This window comes from Sphaerisporangium krabiense, from assembly GCF_014200435.1.
In the GTDB taxonomy this organism is placed as follows: Bacteria; Actinomycetota; Actinomycetes; order Streptosporangiales; family Streptosporangiaceae; genus Sphaerisporangium; species Sphaerisporangium krabiense.
On the sequence record NZ_JACHBR010000002.1, the window covers coordinates 1,038,756 to 1,052,856 of the forward strand.

The 14,101-nt window shown below is 74.5% G+C and carries 12 protein-coding genes; 9 read left to right on the plus strand and 3 right to left on the minus strand.

All coding sequences use genetic code 11. The annotated features are described in order from the left end of the window. Positions 1-107 precede the first annotated feature (107 nt). From BJ981_RS32540 to BJ981_RS32550, 3 genes are all read left to right on the plus strand, one after another. Positions 108-824, plus strand: a complete 717-nt coding sequence (locus tag BJ981_RS32540; RefSeq protein WP_184617199.1) for a hypothetical protein — start codon at positions 108-110, stop codon at positions 822-824. Positions 825-1,006: 182 nt separating this feature from the next. Then, positions 1,007-1,171, plus strand: a complete 165-nt coding sequence (locus BJ981_RS32545; RefSeq protein WP_184617200.1) for a hypothetical protein — start codon at positions 1,007-1,009, stop codon at positions 1,169-1,171. Positions 1,172-1,285: 114 nt separating this feature from the next. Continuing rightward, positions 1,286-1,714, plus strand: a complete 429-nt coding sequence (locus BJ981_RS32550; RefSeq protein WP_184617201.1) for a hypothetical protein — start codon at positions 1,286-1,288, stop codon at positions 1,712-1,714. 13 nt (positions 1,715-1,727) lie between these two features. Here BJ981_RS32550 and BJ981_RS32555 read toward each other — a convergent pair whose 3' ends face one another. Both BJ981_RS32555 and BJ981_RS32560 read right to left on the minus strand, forming a co-directional pair. Continuing rightward, on the minus strand, positions 1,728-2,636 hold the full coding sequence (locus BJ981_RS32555; RefSeq protein ID WP_184617202.1) for a MurR/RpiR family transcriptional regulator: 909 nt from the start codon (positions 2,634-2,636) through the stop codon (positions 1,728-1,730). A gap of 111 nt (positions 2,637-2,747) precedes the next feature. Continuing rightward, entirely contained in the window at positions 2,748-4,250 is a 1,503-nt protein-coding gene (locus BJ981_RS32560) for a glycoside hydrolase family 3 protein (protein WP_184617203.1), read from the minus strand. Positions 4,251-4,626: 376 nt separating this feature from the next. Between BJ981_RS32560 and BJ981_RS32565 the strand changes: the two genes are divergently transcribed. The 3 genes from BJ981_RS32565 to BJ981_RS32575 all read left to right on the plus strand — a co-directional run bounded on the left by BJ981_RS32565 (position 4,627) and on the right by BJ981_RS32575 (position 8,024). Continuing rightward, on the plus strand, positions 4,627-6,195 hold the full coding sequence (locus BJ981_RS32565) for a glycoside hydrolase family 10-like protein (protein WP_184617204.1): 1,569 nt from the start codon (positions 4,627-4,629) through the stop codon (positions 6,193-6,195). Between the two features lie 58 nt (positions 6,196-6,253). Then, positions 6,254-7,252 carry an N-acetylglucosamine kinase gene (locus BJ981_RS32570; protein ID WP_184617205.1) on the plus strand — a complete coding sequence of 333 codons (999 nt, stop codon included), beginning with the start codon at positions 6,254-6,256 and terminating at the stop codon, positions 7,250-7,252. Positions 7,253-7,382: 130 nt separating this feature from the next. Next, the gene (locus BJ981_RS32575; RefSeq protein ID WP_239139609.1) at positions 7,383-8,024 is read left to right on the plus strand and encodes a hypothetical protein; all 642 of its coding nucleotides are present in this window, start codon (positions 7,383-7,385) and stop codon (positions 8,022-8,024) included. Between the two features lie 7 nt (positions 8,025-8,031). Here the strand turns inward: BJ981_RS32575 and BJ981_RS32580 are convergent, their stop codons facing one another. Next, entirely contained in the window at positions 8,032-8,613 is a 582-nt protein-coding gene (locus BJ981_RS32580; protein ID WP_184617206.1) for a hypothetical protein, read from the minus strand. A 140-nt stretch (positions 8,614-8,753) separates the two neighbouring features. On the opposite strand from BJ981_RS32580, the gene BJ981_RS32585 reads away from it, so the two are divergent. From BJ981_RS32585 to BJ981_RS32595, 3 genes are all read left to right on the plus strand, one after another. Next, positions 8,754-10,412: an NAD(P)/FAD-dependent oxidoreductase gene (locus tag BJ981_RS32585; RefSeq protein ID WP_184617207.1), complete on the plus strand. Its 1,659-nt coding sequence runs from the start codon at positions 8,754-8,756 to the stop codon at positions 10,410-10,412. Continuing rightward, positions 10,409-11,863 (plus strand): ATP-binding protein, encoded by a 1,455-nt coding sequence (locus BJ981_RS32590; protein ID WP_184617208.1) that lies wholly within the window; start codon positions 10,409-10,411, stop codon positions 11,861-11,863. The genes BJ981_RS32585 and BJ981_RS32590 overlap by 4 nt, the downstream gene beginning before the upstream one ends. A gap of 97 nt (positions 11,864-11,960) precedes the next feature. Continuing rightward, complete coding sequence (locus BJ981_RS32595; RefSeq protein ID WP_184617209.1) at positions 11,961-14,006, plus strand: family 20 glycosylhydrolase; 2,046 nt, start codon at positions 11,961-11,963, stop codon at positions 14,004-14,006. Positions 14,007-14,101 lie beyond the last annotated feature (95 nt).

A 14,101-nucleotide genomic window follows, 5' to 3' on the forward strand; every position in this document is an offset into this window, starting at 1 on the left:
GAGGGGTCAAGCGGACGTCAAAGACCGTGCAGGCGGGCCCGCGTATCACTGGGTGTGCAAGGCCCCGGCGCCAAGGGACCGGGAAGCACTCGCCCCAGGAGAAGAAGATGAAGCGCACCCTGCTCGGTCTCGCCGCCGCCGCCACGCTGGCCGGACTGGCCGTCACCGTCCCCGCGGTCTCCGCCTCGGCGGCCACCGGCGACTTCGGCCCCGACACCTGCCGCCAGGGCTTCGTGTGGCGTGAGGCCCGTCCCTCCGACCGCGTGTGCGTCACCTCCGGGACCCGCACCCAGACCCGAAACGACAACGCCGCCGCCGCGTCCCGGTGGACCTCCGGCGCCTTCGGGCCGCACACCTGCGTGCAGGGCTACGTCTGGCGGGAGGCGTTCGCCGGCGACGACGTCTGCGTCCTGCCCGCCGTCCGCTCGCAGGCGCGCGCCGACAACGCCGCCGCGGCCGACCGCAGGGTCTCCGCCCGCCTGTGGGTCACCAAGTACACCGTGCCGCCGACCGACAACGGCGACGGCACCTCGACCACGACCTCGGTGGACGACATCCCGCGGCTCAAGCTGAGCGGCGACCACTTCAACTTCGGCCAGGTCAAGCTGTACCTGCGCTACAACACCGGCCGCACGTTCTGGAGCGGCGCCGTGGCGGCGAGCGCGCACGGCGGCTTCGCGGGCGGCAGCTTCGGCAAGAAGAGCGGGGTGTTCGACTGCTCGGGCGCCGGGCGCGCGGCCAACGGGTACGCGCAGGCGTACGACGTGGTGTCCGGCCGCTGGTCGGCCAAGGTTCCGGTGCGGATCGGCTGCGCCGTCCTGTGAACCGCGGCTCGTGGGCCGGCCCCTGCGCGAGGGGTCGGCCCTCCGGCGTTTCCAGGGAGAACACGGGAGAGAACACCGGGGGAGGGGGACCCCGGGAGCGGTCTCAGGGCCGTCCCTGACTCCTCCCTGAAGTCGCCTCCGGCCTATGTCGCCGGGCGTCGCGGCCGCCTAGCGTGAATGCCATGGGACGCATTCTTCTTATCGCCATCGCGGTCATCGCCGGTTTCTTCCTGCTCGGCAGCGTGCTGGGCCTCATCGCCGGCCTCGTCAAGTGGGCCCTGATCATCGGCGTGGTCGCCCTCGCCGTGCTGGCCCTCACCAAGATCTTCAGCTCGCGGGCGGGCTGACCCGCGCGGCGCCCGCGGGGACGCGGAGGGGCCGGGTCGCCGGGCGGGTAGCCGCCCAGGCGGATGGGGTATGTGCTCGGTAACCGGGCACATGCCTAGGAATCTGGAGGAACCATGCGATACCTCGCACGTCCCCACCAGATCCCCCCGAGAGTCGCCGTGGGCGCGTACTTCCTGGATTCGGGCCTGTCGAAGTTCGACGCCGACGAGGAGACGGCCCAGGGGGTGCACGGCATGGCCGTGCGCGCCTACCCCTTCCTCGGCAAGGTGGACCCGGTGCTGTTCACCCGGGTGCTGTCGATCAGCGAGATGGCCCTCGGGGCGGCGCTGCTGACGCCGGTGGTGCCCTCGCTCGTCGCGGGGGCCGCGCTCACGGGCTTCGCCGGCGGGCTGATCGGCCTGTACCTGCGCACACCGGGCATGACCCGGCCGGGCGGGGTACGGCCGAGCGACCAGGGCAAGGCCGTCGCCAAGGACGTCTGGCTGCTCGGCATCGGCCTCGGCCTGGTCGTCGACGAGTGCGTCCACGAGTGCGCCGGATGAGCGGCCGGCGCACTCACCAGCCCTTGCGGCCCCGCGTCCGCGTGTCCGACACGAAGGCGTCCAGGGCGTCGCGGGTCGCGCGCAGCGCCTCGTTGGCCACCTCCGACGTCCGCTGCGCCACCCCGACGAACACGTAGTCCACGATCAGCAACTGGCTGATCCTGCTGGCCAGCGCGCCGGGACGGAACGCCGTCTCGCGCCCCGCGGAGATCAGCACGTGCCCGCACACCTCGGCCAGCGACGAGCGCGGATTGTTGGTGATCGCGACGGTCGCCGCGCCCGCCTTGGCCGCGCGCCGCAGCGGCTCCACCACGTCCGGCGTCTCGCCCGTGGTGCTCACCCCCACCGCGACGTCGCCGGGCCTCAGCAGGACGGCGCTGGTCAGCGCCAGGTGGGCGTCGGTGAACCCGTGCGCCGACAGCCCGATCCGCATCAGCTTCTGCGCCATGTCCAGGGCCACCAGCCCGGAGGCCGCGACCCCGTACACGTCGACGCGCCTCGCGGCGGTGATGGCCGCCACCACCTCGCCGAGCAGCTCGGGGGAGAGCTGCGCCGCGGTGTCCTCCAGCGCCTGCGCCTCGGCCCGCGTCACCTTGGCGATCACGTCGGACAGGGGGTCGTCCGGGGCGAGGTCGCCGGGCACCAGCCGGTCGGGTCCCTGGCGCGTCGTGGCGGCCGCGGCGGCCAGCGCCAGCCGCAGCTGGGCGTAGCCGGAGAAGCCGAGGGCGCGCGCGGTGCGCACGATCGTCGCCTCGCTGGTGGCCGAGGTGGCGCTCAGCTCGGTGATCGTGCTGCGCGCCACCGTCGCCGGGTCATCGAGGATCAGCCGGGCGATGATCTGCGCCGAGGGGGTCAGCGAGGGGAGTACGGCACGCACCCGGGCGACCAGGTTCTCCGGGGTCGAGCCTTCCGGGTCGATCATGGGGGTCCTTTTCTGTTACCGACACATTACTCAATCATGGCCATTTCCGGACCGCTCCATGGCCGTGCGGCACGCGAACGCGACCAGGGGGAGGAGCGGGCGGCCCGTGGCTCAGCCGGAGGTGAGCCACTCGGCGGCGGCGATCGCGCTCACCCGCGAGTCTCCGCCCGTGGACAGATGGACCGCGCCGCAGGGACGGCCGGGCAGCCCCATCTCGATCACCACGGCGTCCGGGCGGCGGCGCAGCACCTCCGTGAGCACCCGGCGCATCCACGCGTGCCGGTGGGCGTCCCGCGTGACCACGACCGGCGGCGGATCCCCGTGGCCGCCCAGGGGAGGGACGGCGTGGTCGCCGGGCGTCAGCGTCACGCGGGCCGTGCCGGGCAGCCGCGCCGCCAGCGCCTCGGCGAGCCCGTAGGGAGGAGCGTCGCCGATCGCCTCGTGGGGGCGCACGGTCATCTCGATCACGATCGGCGCCCGGGTCAGCACCGGCCGCGCCACGGCCCCCTCGCCCGGCACGGCGCGCAGCGCCAGCCGCGCGCTCTCCAGGCCGAGCCGCGACACCCCGTACTCGGGGTCCAGCGGCACGGCGAGCCCGCCGGCGGGGCCGCCGCCCGCCCAGGCCGTCAGCGCGGCCACGCGGCCCGCCGCCTCGGCCAGCCGCGCCTCCGGCAGCGTCCCGTCGCGGACGGCGCCCGCGATCGCCTCCCGCATCGCGGCGACGTTCTCGCCTCCGGGGGAGGAGATCCCCACGCAGATCGCGTCGGCGCCCGCGGCGAGCGCGCGCACGGCCACCTCCGGCTGCGACATGCGCGCCGAGATGGCCCTCATCTCGATCGCGTCGGTCACCAGCAGGCCCTGGAAGCCGAGCTCCTCGCGCAGCAGGTCCGTCATCACGCGGCGGCTCAGCGTGGTGGTCAGGTCCGGGTCCAGGGCCGGCACCATCAGGTGACCGCACATGATCGCCTGGACGCCCGCCGCCACGGCCGCGCGGAAGGGGGGCAGGTCGCGGCGCTCCAGCAGGTCGCGGGAGGCGTGCAGGGTCGGCAGGGCCAGATGGGAGTCGGTCACGGTGTCCCCGTGGCCGGGGAAGTGCTTGGCGCAGGCGGCCACCCCCTGGGCCTGCAGCCCGGTGACCCACGCCGCCGCGTGCCGGGCGACCAGGCCGGGGTCGGCGCCGAAGGACCGCACGCCGATCACCGGGTTCGCGGGATCGGCGTTGACGTCCACGTCCGGCGCGTAGTCGAGCGTGACGCCCGTGGCCGCGAGGAGCCGTCCGATCTCGGCCGCGGTGCGCTCGGTCCTCGCCACGTCGTCGAGCATGCCGAGCGCGGCGTTGCCCGGCCACGAGCTGCCGCGGGCGGCCTCCAGGCGGGTGACCGTGCCGCCCTCCTCGTCCGCGGCCACGATGACCTCGGGGTTCTCCTCGCGGAGCCGGCGCACCACCTGCGCGGGGTCCCCGTCGATGTTGCGCGCGAACAGCACCACCCCGCCGAGCCCTCCGGCGAGCTCCCTGAGCACCCAGTCCGGCGGCGTGGTGCCGTCGAAGCCGACCTGGAGCACGGCGGCGGCCAGGCGGCCGAGATCGGACCTGCGGGACGAGCGATCGGGCATGAGAGGCGCCTCCGGTGGCGGGACGTGGCGGGCGGCCGCACCGTGGCGTCCGGGCCGGTGGAGGCCGGACGGTGCGGGCGGGTGGTCGGACGATGATCCTTCCGGGTTCTGGGCGGTGACCGCTTCGGAGGTCTTTGCCCCCGATGTGGCACTACGCGACACTTGACGTATCTTCTATGAAGATTTCCTTCATGAGCTCTCGGTTAGGTCACGGCCTGATGACAATTCTCTTCGAACCCCTCCCCCCGGATGAAAGCGACCGCCAACTCCGCCCGCGCGACGCCCAGCAGGCCCGCCCCCTCGCCGAGCCCCTCACCCGCCCCATCCCGCACCCGATCGCGCCCCGCCGGACCGGAACCCTGCCCGGAGACGTGTCATGAACACCGACCCGGTCGGCCGCAGGTCCGTGCTGAAGGGCCTGGCCGCCGCCGCGCTCGTCCCCGCCGCCTACCTCGGCGTGCGCGCCGTCACCGGCGAGGCCGGCGCCGAGGCGCCCGCGGGCGACGCCGCGCTCGAACCCGCCCTCGCGCCCGCGCCCCGCCAGATGCGCGGCATGTGGATCGGCACCGTCGACAACGACAGCTGGCCCTCCCGCCCCGGTCTCAGCGCCGAACGGCAGAAGGCCGAGTTCACCGCCTTCCTCGACTTCGCCACGGCCAAGCGCTTCAACGCGGTCTTCGTGCAGGTGCGCCCCACCGCGGACGCCTTCTGGCCCTCGCCCCACGAGCCCTGGTCGCAGTACATCACCGGCGTCCAGGGCCGCGACCCCGGCTACGACCCGCTGGCCTTCATGGTCGAGGCCGCGCACGCCCGGGGCCTGGCCTTCCACGCCTGGTTCAACCCCTACCGGGGATCCCTCCAGCCCGACCCCGCCCGGCTCGCCCCCGGCCACCCGCTGCGGCGCGACCCCGGCTGGGCCGTCTCCTACGACGGCAAGCTGTACTACAACCCCGGCCTGCCCGAGGTCCGCGCGTTCGTCCAGGACGCCATCATGGACGCGGTCACCCGCTACCCCATCGACGGCGTCCACTTCGACGACTACTTCTACCCCTATCCGGTCGAGGGGAAGTGGTTCGACGACTCCGCCGCCTACGCCCGCCACGGCGGCGCCTTCCCCGACCGCGCGGCCTGGCGCCGCCACAACGTCGACCGGTTCATCGAGGAGATCTCCCACCGGGTCCGGTCGGAGAGGCCGAACCTGCAGTGGGGCGTGAGCCCGTTCGGCGTGTGGCGCAACCGCGCCTCCGACCCCGGCGGCTCGGACACCAAGGCCCTGCAGTCCTACGACGACCAGTACGCCGACACCCGCGGATGGATCGAGAAGGGGTGGCTCGACTACGTCGTGCCGCAGCTCTACTGGACCATCGGGACGCCCGCCGCCGACTACGCCGAGCTGGCCGCGTGGTGGGCGCGGGCCGTGGCGGGCGGCGACACCCAGCTGTGGATCGGGCAGGCCGCCTACCGGGCCTGCGCGCCCGGCGAGACCGGCGCCTGGCGCGACCCCGCCGAGCTGTCGCGCCACCTGGACCTCGGCCGCGACCACCCGGCGATCGGCGGCGACGTCTACTACAGCGCCAGTGACCTGCGCGCCGACCGCCTCGGCTTCACCACACGGCTCTACCAGGACCACTACACCCGGCCCGCGCTGCCGCCGCTCCTGCCGCGGCACGCCGACGGCCCCCGGCCGCACCGGCCGGTGCTGACCGGCGTCCGCCCGGCCTCCGGCGGCGTCGAGATCTCCTTCGCGGCCCCCGAGCCGCCCCGGCCCCGCCTCTACGCCGTCTACCGCTCCGACGGCGGCGCCCCGGCCGAGCTGATCGCCACGCTGCCCGGCGCGACGGAGGGCCGCCACACCGACCCCGGCGGCCGCCAGGACTCGGTCTACCACGTCACGGCCCTGGACCACGCCAACCGGCAGAGCCACCCGAGCCGGCGCCCCGCCTGACCGTGGACGGCCGTCGGGCGCGGCCCATACTCGCGCGAATCCGGGGCAGGAGAGGCTTATGGGCGAGGCCGTGCCGTTGGTCGTCGGGGTGGACGGCGGAGGGACGAGCACGCGCTGCCTGGCCGCCACCATGGACGGCGAGATCGTCGCGCGCGGACGGGCGGGCGGAGCCAACCCCCGCTCGGCGCGCGACCCCGGCGGCAACCTGATCCGCGCCCTCACCGAGGCGCTCGCCGCGCTGCCGTCCCCCCTGAGCCCCGCCGGAGTCGCCGGCGGCGTGTTCGGCCTGGCGGGGAGCAGCGAGTCCGGGCGCAGGCAGGCCGGTGAGCTGGCCCGCGGCGCGTGGCGCGCCGCGGGGCTGACCGGGCTGCCCGTCGTCGTGCCCGACATCGTCGTGGCCTTCGCCGGCGGCACCTCCGCCCCGGACGGCGGCCTGCTGCTGTCCGGGACCGGCGCCGTGGCCGCCCGCATGGAGCGGCGCGCGATCGCGCACCGCTACGACGGCTACGGCTGGCTGCTCGGCGACAAGGGCTCGGGCTTCTGGATCGGACGCCGCGCCGTCCAGGCCGCGCTGGCCCGCCTCGAAGGCGGCGGGCCGCCCACCGTCCTCACCGACCGCGTCCTCGCCGCCCTGGAGGACACGCCTCCGGGACCGGACGGGCGCGCGGCGGCGCTGCGGGCCGAGGCCCTGATCGCGGCCGTCTACGACCACGAGCCCGCGCGGCTCGCGACGCTCAGCCCCGTCGTCGAGGCGGCGGCCAGGGAGGGCGACCCCGTGGCGCTGGCCATCCTGGACGAGGCCGCGCGCCGCCTGCTGGCGACCCTGGAGGCCGTCGGCCCGCTCGGCCCCGGGCGGCCGATCGTGCTCGCGGGCTCCTTGCTCACCGGTCCCACCCTGGTGGCCGAGCGCGTCCGCGCCGCCCTGCCGGGCCGGGACGTCTCCTACTCCCGCGACGGTGCCGCCGGGGCCGCCGCGCTGGCCCTGCGCGCCGCGTGGCCGGGCGACGGTGAGGACCCGCGCGCCGAGGCGGCGCACCGCCGCCTCCTCGCCCCCTGACACCACGGGGCCCGGGACGCCCCTGCCGCCCGGACGGCCGGATCACCTCCCGTCCCGCGAGATGATCGTGACGGTGAGGTCGCGCCGCCGTGCGGCGGGCGGCGAGGCGGCGGGACGACGGGGGAGTGCCATGGGCGGCGCGCGTGTGCCGGGTGCCGGGGAGGCGGGGGAGGCCGCGCGGGCCACGAGGTCCTCCGACGTGCTCGCCCGCTGGGTGACCGAGGTGTTCGCGCCGCAGGTGCTGGTCATCGGCCTGCCGCCCGTGGTCGGCCTGATATCGGACGGCTGGCCGGGCTTCTGGTGGGGGCTCGTGGCCTCGGCGCTGTGCGGCGGGATCCCGGCCGGCGTCATCGCGCTCGGCGTGCGCGCGGGACGGCTGGACTCGCGCCACATCGTCGACCGCTCCCGCAGGACCGGCCCGCTGCTGGTCGCCGTCGCCGCCGTCCTTGCCGCGCTCGTCCTGCTGGCCGCGCTCGGCGCGCCGCGGCTGCTGGTCTCCACGGTGGCGGCGATGCTCGCCGGGCTCGCGGTGACGGTCCCGGTGACGCTGCGCTGGAAGATCTCCTTCCACGCCGCCGTGTCCGCGGGGACGGTGCTGGTGCTGTCCCGCGTGCTGCCCGCCACGCCGACCCTGGCCGCGGGCGGCCTGGTCGTCATCCTGGTCTGCTGGGCGCGGGTGCGCCTGACCCACCACACCTACGCCCAGGTCGCGGCCGGTGCGGTCGCCGGGGCGGCCTCGGCGTGGGCGGTGCTGGCCCTCACCGGCGCGTGAGCCCGTCTCAGCCGGGAGGCAGGGGCGCCCGCTGCCACAGCGGGTCGCGGTAGAGGACCACCGCGGGGCCGCGCAGCAGCTCGTCGGGGGCCGAGAGCATCACCAGCTCGCCCGACGCCTCCAGCTCGCGCAGCACGTCGCGCACCCGCGGCCCCACCGGGAGCCGCCCGCGCGCCAGGCCGAGCGACTCGCGGACGGTGTCGGCGACCTGCGACAACCGGAACGGCCCGGAGAACCCGGCGACCACCTCGCGGACCAGGGCCGTCGTGATCACCTCGGCGGCCTCGCCGTGCGCGACCTCCCAGACGAGCTGGACGTTGCGGCGGCCGGTGGCGGCGCAGGCGGCGCACCGCTGGACGAACCCGGGCACGAGCTCCCGGTCGGCCGAGCCCAGGCACGCCGAGCACTGGCCGGTCTCCATGGCGTGCAGCTCGGCGGCGACCCTGGCCGGCAGCGGCGCGCCGCACGAGCAGGCGAAGGCGCGGAACGCCCCGCCCTCCACCAGGGCGCGCTCGTCGGCGTCCTCGGGGATCTCCTGCCAACGGGTGGTGATGGTGTGCGTCGCGGGCCGCGTGGTGTGCTCGGTCATCCCCTGTGACTCTACTCACCCCGGCGCCGCGGGGGTCGCGAAACGGACGCAAGCCGCGTCGGGGGTCACGCCGGGCGCCCGGAGGTCATGGAGCTCCAGGACCGGGCCATGTTCCCACCATGACGTGGTTTCATGGTTCCATGGCGAACCCGGCGATTTTGACCGTCGACGACGACCCGGCCGTCTCACGGTCGGTGGCCAGGGACATCAGGCGCCGGTACGGCGATCGCTACCGTGTCGTGCGCGCCGATTCCGGCCAGGCCGCCCTGGACGCGCTCCGCGAGCTGAAGCTCCGCGGCGAGCAGGTCGCCGTCATGCTCGCGGACTACCGGATGCCCCACATGAACGGCATCCAGTTCCTCGAGTCCGCGATGGACATCTACCCGCGCGCCCGCCGCGTGCTGCTCACGGCGTACGCCGACACCGAGGCGGCCATCGACGCGATCAACATCGTCGACCTGGACCACTACCTGCTCAAGCCGTGGAACCCCCCGGAGGAGAAGCTCTACCCGGTCGTCGACGCGATGCTGGACGCCTGGACGGCCGCGCCCGACGAGACGATCAACGACATCCGCGTCATCGGCCACCGCTGGTCGGCGCCCTCCTACGCGGTGCGCGACTTCCTGGCCCGCAACCTGGTGCCCTACCGCTGGCTGCTGGCCGACGACCCCGAGGGGGGCCGCCTGCTCGCGGCCGCGGGCCTCACCGTGGACGACGTGCCGCTCGTGCTCTCCTCCGACGGCACGGCCCTGGTCAAGCCCGGCGAGGCCGAGCTGGCCGCCCACGTCGGCCTGACCACCACCCCCGCCGAGGACTTCTACGACCTGGTCGTGGTCGGCGCGGGCCCGGCGGGGCTCGGCGCGGCCGTGTACGGCGCCTCAGAGGGCCTGCGCACGGTGCTGCTGGAGCAGCGCGCCACCGGCGGGCAGGCCGGGCAGAGCAGCCGCATCGAGAACTACCTCGGCTTCCCCGACGGCGTCTCCGGCGCCCAGCTCACCGAGCGCGCCCGGCGGCAGGCCCTGCGCTTCGGCGCCGAGATCCTGACCACGCGCGAGGTCGTCGGCCTGGAGTCCGGCGGCACCACCCGGCTGCTGCGCTTCGGCGACGGCAACGCCATCGCCGCGCACACCGTGGTGCTGGCCACCGGCGTCTCCTACCGCATGCTGGAGGCGCCCGGCCTCGCCGAGCTGACCGGCCGCGGCGTGTTCTACGGGTCGGCCGCCACCGAGGCCCCCGCCTGCGCGGGCGAGGAGGTCTACGTCGTCGGCGGCGCCAACTCCGCGGGTCAGGCGGCCATGCACTTCTCCCGGTACGCCCGCCGCGTCCACATCCTGATCCGCGCCGGCGACCTGCGCCGGTCGATGTCGCAGTACCTGATCGACCAGATCGAGGGCACGCCGAACATCACGGTCCATCCGTACACCTCGGTGGCCGGGGGCGCGGGGGACGACCACCTGGAGCGGCTGACGCTGTGCGACCCCCGCTCCGGCGAGGTGCGCGAGGTTCGGACGTCCTGGCTGTTCATCTTCATCGGGGCCGAGCCGCGCACCGACTGGCTGGACAAATCCATCCTGCGGGACGATCGTGGCTTCGTGCTCACCGGTTCGGACCTGCTCGCGGACGGCCGCCGGCCGCCGGGATGGTCGCTGCCGCGCGATCCGTACCACCTGGAGAGCAGCATGCCGGGCGTGTTCGCGGCGGGCGACGTGCGCGCCGCCTCCGTCAAACGCGTCGCCTCCGCCGTGGGGGAGGGCGCGATGGCCGTTTCGCTGATCCACCGTTACATGGAGACGCAATGACCGAGCCGGGCGACACCGCCGGGCGCGGCGAGGCGGGCGGTGAGCGTCTCACCCCCGGCGAGCTGCGCAGCCTGTTCCTGTTCGAGTCCCTGACCGACGCCCAGCTCGCCGTGTTCGCCGGCGAGGGCCGCGTGGAGCGCCACGCGGCGGGCGAGATCGTCTGCCACGAGGGCGACCCCGCCACGTGCTTCTACGTCCTCCTCGCCGGCACCGTCTCGCTGACCCGGCGCGTCAAAGGGGACGAGGTCGAGATCAACCGCACCGACCAGCGCGGCGTGTACGCGGGGGCCATGCAGACCTACCTCGCGGATCAGGTCAAGCAGAACTACACCGCCTCCCTGCGCGCGGTCAGCGACGTCGAGCTGTTCTCGATGCCCGCCGCCGTGATGGCCAAGGCGCTGCGCGACTGGTTCCCGATGGCGACGCACATGCTGGAGGGCATGTTCGTCGGCATGCGCGTCAACCAGACCATCGTCGGCGAGCGCGAGCGCCTGCTGGCCCTCGGGTCGCTGTCGGCGGGCCTCACCCACGAGCTGAACAACCCGGCGGCCGCGGCCGTGCGCGCCACCGCCGTGCTGCGCGAGCGGGTCGCGGGCATGCGGCACAAGCTGGCCCTGATCGCCGACGGGCGGCTGGACGGCTCGCGGCTGCGCGACCTGGTCGAGCTGCAGGAGGAGGCGGTGAAGCGGGCGGCGAGCGCGGTGCCGCTGTCGGCCCTTGAGACGGCCGACGCCGAGGACGAGCTGGGCGACTGGCTGGACGACCACGACATCGCCGGCGGGTGGGAGCTGGCCGCCACCCTGGTCGCGGGCGGCATCGACTCCCGCTGGCTGGACCGCATCAGCGGCGCGGTGGGCGGCGAGAACCTGGAGCCCGCCATCCGCTGGCTCACCTACACGATCGAGACCGAGCTGCTGATGGGCGAGATCGACGACGCGGTGAGCCGCGTGTCGTCGCTGGTCCAGGCCGCCAAGCAGTACTCCCAGCTCGACCGCACGCCGTACCAGACCGTCGAGGTGCACGAGCTGCTCGACGCCACGCTCACCATGATGCAGGCGAAGATCCCGGCGGGGGTCCGCACGGTCAAGGAGTACGATCGCACGCTGCCCGAGATCCCGGCCTACGCCGCGGAGCTGAACCAGGTGTGGACCAACCTCATCGACAACGCCCTCGCGGCGATGCACGACGGCGGCGGCGTGCTGACCCTGCGCACCGGCCACGAGGCGGACCGGGTCTTCGTCGAGATCGCCGACACCGGGCCCGGCATCCCGGACGAGATCCGGCCGCGCATCTTCGAGCCGTTCTTCACCACCAAGCCGGTGGGGGAGGGCACGGGACTCGGGCTGGACATCTCCTATCGCATCGTGGTGAACAAGCACCACGGCGACATCCGCGTCGAGTCCGCGCCCGGTGACACCCGCTTCCGGGTGATCCTTCCCATCGTGGCCTAGCGAACCCGCCGCGACCTTGACCTCCAGGCTTGACGCTCCCCTTTCTAAAAGTAAAGCTTACTAAAAATTAAGCCTCTTACGCCTGCGAGGGACGCCTATGAGCCTCTCCTTACCGTCCCGATCCTCGCCGTCCGGCCCCGTGCCGTCCGGTGCGGCGCGCCGCCTGCGGCACGCCGCCCGCCGGGCGACCGCCCGCCTCACCGTGGTCCTGACGCTGGCGGCCGGCGCCGGCCTCGTGGCGGTCACGGCGACGTCCCCGGCCTCGGCGGCGTCGATCGGCAGGATCGTGCCCGCGCCGGTCTCGGCCCAGCCCTCCGCGACCACCTACACCCTGCCGCCCGACGCCCGCGTCCAGACCCAGGCCGGGTCGGCGCAGGCGGCGGGCGTCGGCGCCTACCTGGCCGGCGTCCTGCGCCGCTCCACCGGCTACGCCCTGCCGGTGACCCCGGCGCGCGGCGCCCCGTCCTCGGGCATCTCCCTGCTGCTGACCGGCGCCCCCGAGACGGCGGGTGAGCAGGGCTACCAGCTCGACGTCACCGCCAAGGCGGTGGTGATCCGGGCGCGCACCCCGAACGGCCTGTTCAACGGCGTGCAGACGCTGCGCCAGCTCCTGCCCGCCGAGATCGAGAGCGCCACCGCGCGCCCCGGCCCCTGGGTGATCCCCGGCGGACGCGTCGTCGACCACCCCCGGTTCGCCTACCGGGGCGCGATGCTCGACGTCGCCCGCCACTTCCACCCGGTGGAGACGGTCAAGCGGTATATCGACAGGATCGCCCTCTACAAGATCAACTACCTGCACCTGCACCTGACCGACGACCAGGGCTGGCGCATCGCCGTGGACGGCTGGCCGCGCCTCGCGACCTACGGCGGCAGCACGCAGGTCGGCGGCGGCCCGGGCGGGTACTACACCAAGGCCGACTACAAGGAGATCGTCGCCTACGCCGCGCAGCGGTTCGTCACGATCGTCCCGGAGATCGACCTTCCCGGTCACACCAACGCCGCGCTCGCCTCCTACGCCGAGCTGAACTGCGACGGCGTCGCCCCGCCGCTCTACACCGGCATCCGCGTCGGGTTCAGCTCCCTGTGCACCTCCAAGGAGGAGACCTACACGTTCGTCAAGGACGTGCTCACCGAGCTGGCCGCGATCACCCCCGGCCCGTACCTGCACATCGGCGGCGACGAGGCGCATTCCACCCCTGCCGCCGACTACGCGGCGTTCATGAACCGCGTGCAGCCCATGGTGGCGGCCGCGGGCAAGACGGCCATGGGCTGGCACCAGATGGGCGCGCCCGCCGTCGGCGACGTGCCGGGCCGCGTCCTGCAGTACTGGGGGACCACGGCCTCGGACGCCACGGTGAGCGCGGCCGTCGCGCGCGGCGCCAAGGTCGTGCTGTCCCCGGCCAACAAGGCCTACATCGACATGAAGTACGACGCCTCCACGCCGCTCGGGCTGAGCTGGGCCGGCTACGTCGAGGTCCAGACGGCCTACGACTGGAACCCGGGCGCCTACCTCGCCGGGGTGCCGGAGTCGTCCGTGCTCGGCGTCGAGGCGCCGCTGTGGACCGAGACGCTCCTGACCGAGGAGCACATCGAGTACATGGCCTTCCCCCGCCTGCCCGCCATCGCCGAGCTCGGCTGGTCGCCGTGGTCCACGCACGACTGGGAGGGCTTCCGTGCCCGCCTGGGCGCGCAGGCGCCCCGCTGGACGGTCATGGGCATCGACTTCTACCGGTCCCCGCAGGTCGTCTGGAGCCCCGGCGCGGTGACGCACGAGGCCGAGGACGCCACGGTCTCCAAGGCCGCCGTGCGCGCCGACCACCCCGGGTACTCCGGGTCCGGGTACGTCGACTACACGGGCGGCAAGGGGGCCTACGTGCAGTGGGACGTCGCCGCGGCCGAGGCCGGGTGGGCGACGCTGCGGGTGCGCTACGCCAACGGAGGCCGCGACGACCGGCCGCTGACGATCGAGGTCAACGGGCGGACCGTCGCGCGGCGCCTGGCCTTCCCGCCGACCGGGTCGTGGTCCTCGTGGCGGACCAGGACGCTCACCGTGAACCTCCCCGCCGGGACCAGCACGGTGCGCGCCACCGCGGCCGGGCGCGGCGGCGGGCCGAACGTCGACCTGCTGGAGGCGCGCTTCTAGCGATCCCCGACGAAGGACGGTCCGGGCCCCGCGCGTGGGCGCGGTGGCCCGGACCGTCCCGGGCGTCCCCGCCGGTCGCGCGCGGCGGCACCCCC

What these genes read in the sequence shown, in the direction of transcription:
- BJ981_RS32540 (WP_184617199.1), top strand. Translation starts at nt 108, where the DNA reads ATGAAGCGCACCCTGCTCGGTCTCGCCGCCGCCGCCACGCTGGCCGGA.
- BJ981_RS32545 (WP_184617200.1), top strand. Translation starts at nt 1,007, where the DNA reads ATGGGACGCATTCTTCTTATCGCCATCGCGGTCATCGCCGGTTTCTTC.
- BJ981_RS32550 (WP_184617201.1), top strand. Translation starts at nt 1,286, where the DNA reads ATGCGATACCTCGCACGTCCCCACCAGATCCCCCCGAGAGTCGCCGTG.
- BJ981_RS32555 (WP_184617202.1), bottom strand. Translation starts at nt 2,636, where the DNA reads ATGATCGACCCGGAAGGCTCGACCCCGGAGAACCTGGTCGCCCGGGTG.
- BJ981_RS32560 (WP_184617203.1), bottom strand. Translation starts at nt 4,250, where the DNA reads ATGCCCGATCGCTCGTCCCGCAGGTCCGATCTCGGCCGCCTGGCCGCC.
- BJ981_RS32565 (WP_184617204.1), top strand. Translation starts at nt 4,627, where the DNA reads ATGAACACCGACCCGGTCGGCCGCAGGTCCGTGCTGAAGGGCCTGGCC.
- BJ981_RS32570 (WP_184617205.1), top strand. Translation starts at nt 6,254, where the DNA reads ATGGGCGAGGCCGTGCCGTTGGTCGTCGGGGTGGACGGCGGAGGGACG.
- BJ981_RS32575 (WP_239139609.1), top strand. Translation starts at nt 7,383, where the DNA reads ATGGGCGGCGCGCGTGTGCCGGGTGCCGGGGAGGCGGGGGAGGCCGCG.
- BJ981_RS32580 (WP_184617206.1), bottom strand. Translation starts at nt 8,613, where the DNA reads ATGACCGAGCACACCACGCGGCCCGCGACGCACACCATCACCACCCGT.
- BJ981_RS32585 (WP_184617207.1), top strand. Translation starts at nt 8,754, where the DNA reads ATGGCGAACCCGGCGATTTTGACCGTCGACGACGACCCGGCCGTCTCA.
- BJ981_RS32590 (WP_184617208.1), top strand. Translation starts at nt 10,409, where the DNA reads ATGACCGAGCCGGGCGACACCGCCGGGCGCGGCGAGGCGGGCGGTGAG.
- BJ981_RS32595 (WP_184617209.1), top strand. Translation starts at nt 11,961, where the DNA reads ATGAGCCTCTCCTTACCGTCCCGATCCTCGCCGTCCGGCCCCGTGCCG.